The sequence below is a fragment of the Pseudoalteromonas sp. SR45-4 genome (assembly GCF_014163535.1).
In the GTDB taxonomy this organism is placed as follows: domain Bacteria; phylum Pseudomonadota; class Gammaproteobacteria; order Enterobacterales; family Alteromonadaceae; genus Pseudoalteromonas; species Pseudoalteromonas nigrifaciens.
Map to the genome: position 1 here is coordinate 20,094 of NZ_JACJDO010000028.1, position 12,253 is coordinate 32,346.

Sequence of the window (12,253 nt, forward strand, 5' to 3'; positions counted from 1 at the left end):
AATGTTATATAAAAGCGATTCCTTTGAAGTTAGCTTCATAAAGGAAAACATCGCCGAGTTTAAGTTTTGTGCTACAGCTTCTGTAAACACACTATCTCAGCAAACCCTTTCAGATTGCGCAACAGCATTAAAACAATTAGCTGCAAATACTGATATAAAAGGCATGATTTTTACCAGTGATAAAGAACACTTTATTATTGGTGCCGACGTATTCGAATTTTTACCTATATTTACTAGATCTGAAGCAGAACTAGTAACTTGGATAAAAGAAGCCACTGACGTTTTTGACGCTATCGAAGACTTACCATTCCCAACTCTAAGCGCTGTAAATGGCTTAGCACTTGGCGGTGGCTGTGAGTGGGTACTTGCTACCGATTATCGTGTAGCAAGCGAAACTGCACAAATGGGTCTTCCAGAAGTAACCCTTGGCATAATGCCTGGTTTTGGTGGCACAGTACGCTTACCGCGCATTATTGGTGCCGATAACGCCATGATGTGGATTACCTCAGGTTCTACTAACCGCGCAGCAGATGCCCTTAAAGTAGGTGCTTTTGACGCAGTAGTTAGTGCTGACAAACTTATAGAGTCAAGTGTATCAACACTTGAATTAGCAATTGCTGGCAAGCTCGATTGGCAAGCAAAACGCAATGTAAAGCTACAACCACTTAAATTAAACCGTGTTGAGCAAGGCATGAGCTTTGCAATGGCTGAAGGCATGGTAATGGCTAAAACTAAAGGCCACTATCCTGCACCTGTAATGGCTGTAAAAACCATTAAAGCAGCTGCTAACTGTACTCGTGATGAAGCAATGGCAATCGAAAATGCTAACTTTGCTAAATTAGCAGGCACGCCAGAAGTTGCCGCGCAAATTGGTATATTTCTAGCCGACCAGTACATTAAAGGTAAATCACGTAAACTTGCTAAACAAAGCGATGTAGAAATTAAACAAGCTGCAGTATTAGGTGCTGGCATTATGGGCGGCGGTATTGCATACCAGTCTGCTTATAAAGGTACACCTATTATAATGAAAGACATCCAACAGGATGCACTTGACTTAGGTATGGGCGAAGCCTCTAAGTTACTTGGCCAAAAAGTTAAACGTGGCCATATGTCGATGGAAAAAATGCTTGGTACGCTAAGCAAAATTAAACCGACCCTTAATGATTCTGATCTACAAAGTGCCGATATTATTGTTGAAGCCGTAGTAGAGAACCCTAAAGTTAAGCAAGCAGTACTTGCAGAGCTTGAGAAAACCATGCCAGAGGGCACGGTACTTACCTCAAACACTTCAACTATTTGTATTGATTTACTTGCAGAAGCGTTAGATAAACCAGAAAACTTCTGTGGTATGCACTTTTTTAACCCAGTACCGAAAATGCCGTTAGTAGAAATTATCCGTGGTGCAAAAACCTCTGATAAAACCATTAACGCCGTAGTTGATTACGCGCTTAAATTAGGCAAGTCTCCTATTGTTGTTAACGATTGCCCTGGCTTTTTTGTAAACCGTGTTTTATTCCCTTACTTTGCAGGTTTTAGCAAATTAGTAGTTGAAGGTGCTAACTTTGCAAAAGTAGATAAAGTAATGGAAAACGTATTTGGCTGGCCTATGGGTCCGGCTTACTTACTTGATGTTGTAGGTATTGATACCGCTTTTCATTGTACTGGCGTAATGGCCGATGGTTTCCCTGAGCGCATGGCGCGTGCAGATAAAGACCCAGTGACTATTTTTGCTAACGAAAAGCGTTTTGGCCAAAAGAACAAAGCTGGTTTTTATAAGTACGAAACAGATCGTCGCGGTCGTCTTAAAAAATCGCATGACGAAACTGCAATTGAGCTGCTTAAGCCAATTACTGAAGCAGAAAAAGCATTCGATAAACAAGAAATCATTGACCGTTGTATGATCCCAATGCTTAACGAAGTACTACTTTGTTTACAAGAAGGCATTGTTGCATCACCACAAGAAGCTGATATGGCACTTGTTTACGGTGTTGGTTTCCCTCCATTTAGAGGCGGCGCGTTCCGTTACTTAGATCAAACCGGTTTAGCTAACTTTGTGGCAACTGCCGACAAATATGCTCACTTAGGTGCGATTTATCAAGTATCAGAGCAAACTCGTCAATGGGCCGAAGAAGGTCGTGTTTTCTATAAGGTGGAAGGTTAATATCATGAATAATCCAGTAATTGTAGATTGTATCCGCACACCTATGGGTCGTTCTAAAGGTGGCGTATTCAAAAATAAACGTGCCGAAGACTTAAGCGCACATTTAATGAAAGGCTTACTCGATCGCAACCCAGCAGTTGATCCAGCATCAATTGACGATATTTATTGGGGTTGTGTACAGCAAACATTGGAGCAAGGCTTTAACGTTGCTCGTAACGCTGCATTACTTGCCGGTATTCCACATAGCGTACCAGCAGTAACAGTTAACCGTTTATGTGGCTCGTCAATGCAAGCATTGCATGACGCAGCACGCGCAATAATGACTGGCGCTGGCGACACTTACCTAATTGGTGGTGTTGAGCACATGGGCCACGTACCTATGACTCACGGTAACGACTTTCACCCAGGTTTAGCAACAAGCATTGCGCAAGCTGCTGGCTCTATGGGCTTAACAGCTGAATACCTAGCAACACTGCATGGCATTAGCCGTGAGCAGCAAGATGAATTTGCGTACCGCTCACATCAACGTGCTCAAGCTGCAACTGTTGAGGGACGTTTTCGCCGCGAAATTTTAGCAATGGAAGGTCACGCAGCAGATGGTTCTCTTATCTTAGTTGAAGACGACGAAGTAATTCGTCCAGAAACAACGGTAGAAGGCCTATCAAAGCTGCGCCCAGTGTTTAATCCTGCATCGGGTACGGTAACAGCCGGAACTTCTTCTGCACTTTCTGACGGCGCATCTGCAATGTTAGTAATGAGCGAAGCAAAAGCAAAAGAACTTGGCTTACCAATTCGCGCACGCATTAAAGCAATGGCAGTAGCGGGTTGCGATCCATCAATCATGGGTTACGGCCCAGTACCAGCAAGCAAAAAAGCACTTGCACAAGCAGGTATTACAATTGATGACTTAGGCGTAGTTGAGCTTAACGAAGCCTTTGCAGCACAATCATTACCTGTAATGAAAGATTTAGGGTTAATGGATGTAGTTGACGAAAAAGTGAATTTAAACGGCGGCGCAATCGCACTTGGTCACCCTCTGGGTTGTTCGGGTTCGCGTATTAGCACCTCGCTTATTCACTTAATGGAAGATAAAAATGTACGATACGGTTTAGCAACTATGTGTATTGGTTTAGGCCAAGGCATTGCAACTGTATTTGAACGTGTTCAAGACTAATTAGTTTAAACATGTAAAACCATCTTGGTGATTAAAAAGGCGAACTGATTTTATGCAGTTCGCCTTTTTTTATTGGTTTATTTTTAGTTGTTTTATATGGTTAGATTAAAAAATCTGGAATACTGTGATCGGGTGTATTATTTGTTATTGCCACGCTCTATTGATTAAGTCCTTTAATTAAATAAGATGTGTAACTTAGATATGAGTAAAATAGTTAAATAACGCTTTAAATTGCGCTAAACTCTACAACTTATAAAATGTAAAACCCTAATGTGCAGCAATCGCTTTAACTAAACAGGCAAATTTATTATGAGCTTTAATAACCCCGATCACCAATTAGATGCCATAGGCCTTCGCTGCCCAGAGCCAGTGATGATGGTACGCGCTGCTATTCGTAAAATGAATGATGGTGAAACGTTATTAATAACCGCTGATGACCCATCAACAACTCGCGACATTCCGAGCTTTTGTACGTTTATGGATCACACGCTGGTGGCTAAAGATGCAGAAGCAGCACCGTATAGATATGTGGTGAAGAAAGGGCTTTGAACTGGCGTAGGTTGGGTTTCGTTTCACTCACCCAACCTACAGAAAATCTACTTCTTCGTTATCGTCACTTGTGGCTTGTCGTAATTACTGTAATCAATACTTACTATGTAGGTGCCTTTTATTGCGGGCGTATAGCTAAAGTAATTATAAATAGTATTACAGTCGGCAACTGCAGGTTGGCCTAGTGTTAGTTTTTGCCCTGCTGGCTGAGTATCACTGTAGCCACAGTTGTAACCTTCACTAAAGTCGGCATCGGCAATTTTAAATTCGTATACTTTACCAGGCGTTGAAAATTTAACTTCTGCTTGATACAGCGATCGCGCTACTTGGGTAAATTGGTACTGTGGCTCTGCATCCCATAAGGTAAAGTCGCCCCTTAAATACACGGTACGATCTAATTTTTGTTGTGGCAATACATCATCAAGCGTTATTTGCGTAGAACAAGCAGTTAAAAAACTAACAAGTGCTAAGGTTAAAATACGTTTTATTGGGCTTTTCATTCGAGATCCTTACTTTATATATGCAGGTTAATAATACACCAAAATTAAAACTAAAAAGCCAGCAAAACGCTGGCTTTTTACATTATCGAATAATGTTATTTTTGTAGTACAGAAATGTCTGCAATACCTAAAAACAATCCGCTTAACTGACTTAAAAGCGCCAGACGATTTTGCTTAACTGCTTCGTCGTCGGCCATAACCATCACGTTATCAAAAAAGCTATCAACACTTTGACGAATACCAGCCAATTGGCTTAATGCTTCTTGGTAATTACCACTGGCGTAAAGTGGTGCAAGTTCAGTAGCAAATTTTGCTACTTGTGCCGCAAGTACTTTTTCAGCGTCGTCGGTTAGTAAACTTTCATCTACATTACCTTCGCTGGTAATGTCATTTTTAGCAAGTATATTACTTACGCGCTTATTAGCGGCTGCAAGCGCTTCTGCTGCGTCTAATGTGCGAAAATGGCTTACGGCTTTAACACGGCGATCAAAATCAACAGGTTTAGTCGGACGACGTGCAAGCACAGCTTGAATCACATCTACTTCTATTCCTTCGTCTTGATACCAAGCACGGAAACGCGCTAGCATAAACTCAAACACATCGGTTGATACATTAAGATTAGTTAGCTTATCGCCAAACAAGGTTTGCGATTTAGCAACTAGGTCTAAAATATCAAGCGGTAGCTCTTTTTCTACCATGATGCGCAATGCGCCAATAGCAGCACGGCGTAAAGCAAATGGGTCTTTGTCGCCTTTTGGCGCTTGGCCTATGCCAAAGATACCCACTAAGGTATCAAACTTATCGGCAATCGCTACTGCGCAACTAATTAAGTTGGTAGGTAAGCTGTCGCCTGCAAAGCGTGGCATATATTGCTCATTCTGCGCTAGTGCTACATCTTCAGCTTCGCCGTCAAAACGTGCGTAATGCATTCCCATAACACCTTGGATGTCGGTAAATTCCATCACCATTTCGGTCATTAAGTCAGTTTTACTCAATAAACCAGCACGTTGTGCTAGCTCTTTATCTGCACCAAGTTGCTGGGCAATATAACCGGCAAGCTCGCTAATACGCGCAGACTTGTCTTTAAGTGTACCTAACTGTTTTTGGAACAATACGCTATCGAGAGATTCTAAACGGCTTTCTAGTGTTTTCTTTTTATCGCTTTCAAAAAAGAATTGCGCATCGGCTAATCGAGGACGCACTACTTTTTCGTTACCCGAAATCACTACGCTAGGATCTTTACTTTCTATGTTAGACACAAACAAAAACTTATTTAAAAGTTTGCCGTTTTGATCTAAAAGCGGAAAGTATTTTTGATCGTCTTTCATCGTGTAAATAAGCGCTTCGGCCGGTACTGCCAAAAACTCTTCTTCAAATGTAGCCGTTAATGTTACTGGCCATTCTACCAGTGATGTTACTTCTTCAAGTAAATCTTCATCCATGGCTACAACCGCATTTATTGCTTTTGCTGCAGCTTCTATTTGCGCTCGAATTTGCGCTTTACGCTGCTCGTAATCGGCAATAACGTAGGCTGATTTTAAAACATCAAAAATATCATCAGCATGGTTAATGGTAATTTTTTCAGGATGATGAAAGCGATGTCCTTGAAGCTGGTTACTTACCTGCTTACCCAGCACTTCACCTGTTACTAACTCATCACCCAATAAAATAGTTACCGTATGCACTGGACGAATAAATTGTGTTTTATTCGCGCCCCAACGCATTGGCTTAGGAATAGGTAATTTAGCCAGCGCTTTATTAATAACGTCAACCATCAGCGTTTTAGTTTCTTGCCCTGCTACTTTAGCAAGGTGCAGCAACCACGCGCCTTTGTCGGTTTCAAGTGTTTGCGCATCTTTTACTTCAATACCACAACCACGTGCCCAACCCATTGCAGCTTTAGTAGGATTGCCATCTGCATCAAACGCTGCCTTAATTGCTGGGCCGCGTTTTTCTACTTCTTTATCTTGTTGTTTTGCATCAAGCGCTATTACGCGAAGGCCTAAACGACGTGGTGATGCATACCAGCTTACGCCTTGATGCGCTAATTCTAATGTCTCTAGTTCTGCAGTTAAGTTTGCAGCAAATGCTTCTGCTAATTTACGCAGCGCTTTTGGTGGCAACTCTTCGGTGCCAATTTCTACTAATAAGTTTTGTGCTGACATGCCTACTTATCCTTACACAGCGGGAAACCAAGCGCTTCACGTTTATCATAATAACTTTGTGCACACGCTTTTGATAAAGCACGAACGCGTAGTATGTAACGTTGGCGTTCGGTTACCGAAATTGCGTGGCGCGCGTCTAATAAGTTAAATGCATGCGATGCCTTCATTACTTGCTCATAAGCCGGTAACGGTAAGTTTGCTTCAATTAACTTTTGGCTCTCTGCTTCACATTTATCAAACTGAGCAAATAGATCTTCTACGTTGGCGTGCTCAAAGTTATAAGTAGATTGTTCTACTTCATTTTGATGAAACACATCGCCGTAAGTTACTCGCCCAAGCGGGCCATCAGCCCAAACTAGGTCGTAAATACTGTCTACGCCCTGAATATACATGGCTAAACGCTCTAGGCCGTAAGTGATTTCGCCAGTTACCGGTGAGCACTCAATGCCGCCCACTTGTTGAAAGTAGGTAAACTGGGTTACTTCCATGCCGTTTAACCAAATTTCCCAACCTAGGCCCCACGCACCTAAGGTAGGTGATTCCCAATTGTCTTCAACAAAGCGCACTTCGTCTGTTAAGGTATCTATGCCTACGGCCGCTAAAGAGCCTAAATAAAGCTCTTGAATATTATCTGGCGAAGGCTTTAGCACAACCTGAAACTGGTAATAATGCTGTAAGCGGTTTGGGTTTTCGCCGTAACGGCCATCGGTAGGTCGTCGACACGGTTGTACGTATGCACTCGACATTGGCTCTGGGCCAATCGATTTTAAAAATGTTTGCGGGTGGAATGTCCCAGCGCCCACTTCCATATCAAGTGGTTGAATAATAACGCAGCCTTGCTGCGCCCAATAATCCTGTAAAGCCAGGATCAAACCTTGAAAGGTTTTAACGTCATATTTTTGCATATTTGGCTTTTTACTATCTGAGAAGTAGCGTGAAAATTACCCTCAGTATACCTTGTGCACACGCAGGTTTTAAGCAGTTTGTGCAATTGAAAAAATAAAAAAGGAGCCATTGGCTCCTTTTTTGTGAGTAGTATTACTAATTATACGTCTAGGTTAACTACGCGTAGCGCGTTCTGTTCTATAAACTCGCGACGAGGTTCTACTTGGTCACCCATTAGCGTTGCAAATAACTGATCGGCAGCTACTGCATCTTCAACGGTTACTTGTAGCATACGACGTGCATCGGGATCCATTGTAGTTTCCCACAGCTGACTTGGGTTCATTTCGCCCAACCCTTTATAGCGCTGTATATAGAGGCCACGCTTAGATTCAGCAATTAGCCATTCTAAAGCATCCACAAAGTTATCAACAGGTTGTGTTTTCTCACCGCGTTGAATATAAGCGCCTTCAGTAATGATATTTGCAATGTTTACACCAGTAACAGCAATGCGCTGATAATCGCGTGAAGCTATAAAATCATAATGAAGTACGTGCGCTTTATCTACACCGTGCTGACGAATTTTCACTACTGGGTAGTATAAATTGCGCTCAGTATCGTGCTCTGTTGCAGCTTGGAAAATAGTAGCATCTTCATCACGATCAATTAAGTCATCAACTAATTCTTTAGTCCATGCTATTACTTTAGCTTCATCTGAAAGATCTTCTTTTTTCAGTTCACTTTGGTAAATAAGACGGTTCATTACAGTATTAGGAAACTTACGTTTTAGACGCTCAATTACCTTAACGGTATTTTGATAATCGTGAACAATTTTTTCTAGTGCTTCGCCTTCAATACCGCTTGCATCTGTACTGGTGTACAAAGTTGCATTATTTAAAGCAAGTGTTGTTAGGTATTCAACTAGTGCTGGATCATCTTTAATATAACGCTCTTGCTTACCTTTTTTCACTTTATAAAGTGGTGGTTGTGCAATATAAATATATCCGCGCTCAACAATTTCAGGCATTTGGCGATAAAAGAACGTAAGTAATAAGGTACGAATGTGCGAACCATCCACGTCAGCATCCGTCATGATAATGATACGGTGATAGCGCAGTTTTTCAGGATTATATTCATCACGACCAATACCACAACCTAATGCCGTAATGAGTGTTGCTACTTCTTGTGATGAAAGCATTTTATCAAAACGTGCTTTTTCAACGTTTAATATTTTACCTTTAAGCGGAAGAATAGCTTGGTTTTTACGGTTACGTCCCTGCTTGGCTGATCCGCCAGCAGAGTCTCCTTCCACTATGTATAGTTCTGATTGTGCTGGATCTTTTTCTTGGCAATCGGCTAACTTACCAGGTAAACCGGCTAAGTCCATTGCACCTTTACGACGTGTCATTTCACGTGCTTTACGTGCAGCTTCACGCGCACGTGACGCATCTATTATCTTACCTACAACAATTTTCGCATCTGTTGGGTGTTCTAATAAAAATTCAGTGAATTTTTCAGCCATAGCTTGTTCAACCGCAGACTTAACTTCGCTCGAAACTAGCTTGTCTTTAGTTTGTGATGAAAACTTAGGATCTGGTACTTTAACACTTACAACAGCAGTTAAGCCTTCACGAGCGTCATCACCCGTTGCATTACTGGTTGTTTTAGCTTTTTTGTTAAAGCCTTCTTTTTCCATATAGTTGTTAAGTGTACGTGTTAGCGCAGATCTAAAACCGGCTAAGTGAGTACCACCATCGCGTTGTGGGATGTTATTTGTAAAACAGTATATGTTTTCTTGATAAGCATCATTCCACTGCATTGACACTTCAACAACAATACCATCTTCTTCACGCGTATGTGTAAAGTGAAATACACCTTTATGTATAGGTGTTTTATTACGATTTAAATACTCTACAAACGCTCTGATACCGCCTTCGTATTTAAAGTGATCACTTTTATTCTCTTCACGCTCATCATTTAAAATAATGCTTACGCCAGAGTTTAAAAATGAAAGCTCGCGTAAGCGCTTAGCTAAAATGTCGTAATGAAAATCTAAGTTAGTAAATGTTTGATCACTTGGCCAAAAACGTAACTCTGTACCAGTTGTGTCTGCGTCGCCAATTACGGCTAATGGCGCATCTGGTACACCATGAGAGTATGTTTGCTCATGAAGTTTACCTTCACGGCGAATTGTTAATTTAAGCTTTTCTGATAATGCGTTAACAACCGATACACCAACACCGTGTAAGCCACCTGAAACTTTATAAGAGTTATCATCAAACTTACCACCGGCATGCAGTACCGTCATGATTACTTCGGCTGCAGATACACCTTCTTCTTCATGAATTGAAGTTGGGATACCACGGCCGTTATCTCGTACAGATACCGAACCATCTAAGTGAATCGTTACAAAAATATCATCACAATGACCTGCTAAGGCTTCATCTATAGAGTTATCGACGACCTCAAACACCATATGGTGTAAGCCCGTGCCATCATCGGTGTCCCCTATATACATTCCAGGACGCTTTCTTACTGCGTCTAATCCTTTAAGTACTTTTATACTCGACGAGTCATAATTCTCAGACATGGTTAATCCCACTTATCTTGTTATTAGGTTGCCATGTTTCACGTGGAACATTTGCAGTTCTCGTTGCATGGGTTCCACCACAGCAGAAATACTTTCAGACAAAATTGAAGATATAAAAATTTGAGAACTGCAGTGAGCTAATAGTTGCCCCACTTTCTCTTTTGTATCTTCGCTTAACTCTGAAGGTAAATCATCTATTAGCAATATAGATTGCTTATCTGTCTCTGACTCAATTAAACTATTTTGCGTTACTTTTAACGCATAAAGTAATAGCTTTAATTGTCCACGAGAGAAAATATTCTCAACGCTGCTGCCAGCGACACTAAAACTAAAATCAGCCTTATGAGGCCCTTTACTAGTAAAACCTTGGCGAGCATCTCGCTCAAAGTTTAACTCTAATGCATCGCTAAGAGATTCGCTCTCTTTCCAGCCGGCATTAAAGCTTATTTCTAAATCGCGTATTAGCGTTAATTCTGCACACATTTTATCAAAAAACTGCTGCTTAAACCTACTTATATACGCCATTCTTAATTTATTTATTTGCTCAGCCAGTCTAACAAATTCTTTGTCCCAAAACTTAATTTGGTCAAAATAATTCTTTGGCTTACTTTTTAGTAGCGCATTTCGTTGTTTTAACACTTTATTGAACGATTGCCATAAAAAGAAAAACTCATGTTCCACGTGGAACAAACCTAAATCTAAAAACTTTCTGCGCTCTTTAGGCCCACCAAAAAATAACGAGTAACTCTCTGGAGTAATTATTTGTACCGGCATAAGCTGTGCAAGTTCTGATATTTTTCGGCTCGCCTTACCTTGAATTTTTAAATTCGTTTCGCCCGCTTGGTTTTTACTAATACCAATAGGAATAGATAAGTCGTGTATAGCTTTGCGGCCATGGATTACAAACTGCTCTTGCTGATGCGCAATAATACTTTTATGCTTTGATGTTCTAAAAGATTTGCCGTGTGAAAGGTAATAAATAGCTTCTAAAAGGCTGGTTTTTCCGCTGCCGTTTTCACCATAAATTATATTAACGCCGTTAACTGGTTCTAGCGTCAGCGCCTCAATATTACGAAAATATTTGAGGCTCAAATGACTTAAGCTCATTGGGTACTTATAGTCTTATAAACGCATAGGCATAACTACGTACATTGCTTCTTCATCGCCTGCACCTTCAATTAGTGCGCTGCTGTTTGAATCGGCCAATGTAAACAGTACATCTTCTGTTTTTAATGTGTTTAATACATCAAGTACATAAGAAACGTTAAAGCCTATTTCTAGGTCGGCGCCTTCGTAACCAACCTCTACTACTTCCTCAGCTTGTTCTTGCTCAGGGTTATTAGCAGTGATTTTTAACAAACCATTGGATAAGTTTAAACGCACACCTCTAAACTTTTCGTTAGATAAAATAGAGACTCGCTGAAACGCACTACGTAACCATTCGCGATTAGCAGTAATGACTTTATCGCCACCACGAGGTAACACACGACGGTAATCAGGAAAGCGTCCATCAACTAACTTACTAGTAAAGGTAAACTCTATATCGATAATACGAATATGATTAGCACCAAACTGAATAGTGACTAGTTCTTCGTCGGCTACCATAAGGCGCATAATTTCTTGCACCCCTTTACGAGGTATAATTAGCTGACGCTGCGTATTAAGCGATTGCTTTAATTGCTTTTGTGCAATAGCTAAGCGATGTCCATCAGTGGCCACTGTTTTAATGTCAGTATTGTCTACTTCAAACGACATACCATTTAAATAGTAACGTACGTCTTGATTCGCCATCGAAAAATGCGTGCTTTCTAGTAATTTTCGCAGCTCTAAACGCGTTAGTTGAAACTCAACTTCGCCATCCCACTGTTCTAAATTAGGAAAGTCTTCGGCGGCTAAGGTCGTTAACGAAAAACGACTTTTACCGCTGGTTAGTAATAACTGATGCTCTTGTAAGCTTAACGTTAGGTCTGAACCATCTGGTAGGCTTTTACAAATATCGAGTAATTTTTTAGCCGGTAATGTTAACTTAGTATCGGCAATATCATCACCTACAAACACGCTTGCAACGAGTTCAATTTCAAGGTCGGTACCTGTCATTGAAAGTTGCCCGTTTTCTACTGCTAACAATACGTTAGATAAAATTGGCAATGTATGCTTACGCTCAATAGCGCCCGATACTTGCACTAATGGCTTTAAAAACTGTTGTCTTGATATTGTTATTTGCATAATAAA

The 12,253-nt window shown here is 40.9% G+C and carries 9 protein-coding genes; 3 read left to right on the plus strand and 6 right to left on the minus strand.

The window, feature by feature from the left end; all coding sequences use genetic code 11:
• Position 1 precedes the first annotated feature (1 nt).
• From fadB to tusA, 3 genes are all read left to right on the plus strand, one after another.
• Positions 2-2,161 carry a fatty acid oxidation complex subunit alpha FadB gene (fadB, locus tag H5058_RS12300; protein WP_011326743.1) on the plus strand — a complete coding sequence of 720 codons (2,160 nt, stop codon included), beginning with the start codon at positions 2-4 and terminating at the stop codon, positions 2,159-2,161.
• Positions 2,162-2,165: 4 nt separating this feature from the next.
• Positions 2,166-3,335 carry an acetyl-CoA C-acyltransferase FadA gene (fadA, locus tag H5058_RS12305; RefSeq protein ID WP_011326742.1) on the plus strand — a complete coding sequence of 390 codons (1,170 nt, stop codon included), beginning with the start codon at positions 2,166-2,168 and terminating at the stop codon, positions 3,333-3,335.
• A 309-nt stretch (positions 3,336-3,644) separates the two neighbouring features.
• Positions 3,645-3,884 carry a sulfurtransferase TusA gene (tusA, locus tag H5058_RS12310; RefSeq protein WP_086996459.1) on the plus strand — a complete coding sequence of 80 codons (240 nt, stop codon included), beginning with the start codon at positions 3,645-3,647 and terminating at the stop codon, positions 3,882-3,884.
• A 47-nt stretch (positions 3,885-3,931) separates the two neighbouring features.
• On the opposite strand, the gene H5058_RS12315 is transcribed toward tusA, so the two are convergent.
• The 6 genes from H5058_RS12315 to dnaN form a co-directional block, all read right to left on the minus strand.
• A complete protein-coding gene (locus H5058_RS12315; protein ID WP_011326739.1) occupies positions 3,932-4,384 on the minus strand; it encodes a hypothetical protein in 453 nt (150 codons plus the stop codon).
• A gap of 95 nt (positions 4,385-4,479) precedes the next feature.
• Positions 4,480-6,549, minus strand: a complete 2,070-nt coding sequence (glyS, locus tag H5058_RS12320) for a glycine--tRNA ligase subunit beta (protein ID WP_182678447.1) — start codon at positions 6,547-6,549, stop codon at positions 4,480-4,482.
• Positions 6,550-6,551: 2 nt separating this feature from the next.
• Positions 6,552-7,454 carry a glycine--tRNA ligase subunit alpha gene (gene glyQ / locus H5058_RS12325; RefSeq protein ID WP_011326737.1) on the minus strand — a complete coding sequence of 301 codons (903 nt, stop codon included), beginning with the start codon at positions 7,452-7,454 and terminating at the stop codon, positions 6,552-6,554.
• A gap of 140 nt (positions 7,455-7,594) precedes the next feature.
• On the minus strand, positions 7,595-10,021 hold the full coding sequence (gene gyrB, locus H5058_RS12330; RefSeq protein WP_011326736.1) for a DNA topoisomerase (ATP-hydrolyzing) subunit B: 2,427 nt from the start codon (positions 10,019-10,021) through the stop codon (positions 7,595-7,597).
• A 12-nt stretch (positions 10,022-10,033) separates the two neighbouring features.
• Complete coding sequence (gene recF, locus H5058_RS12335; protein ID WP_182678449.1) at positions 10,034-11,128, minus strand: DNA replication/repair protein RecF; 1,095 nt, start codon at positions 11,126-11,128, stop codon at positions 10,034-10,036.
• A gap of 15 nt (positions 11,129-11,143) precedes the next feature.
• Positions 11,144-12,247, minus strand: a complete 1,104-nt coding sequence (gene dnaN, locus H5058_RS12340) for a DNA polymerase III subunit beta (protein WP_011326734.1) — start codon at positions 12,245-12,247, stop codon at positions 11,144-11,146.
• Between the last annotated feature and the right edge of the window lie 6 nt (positions 12,248-12,253).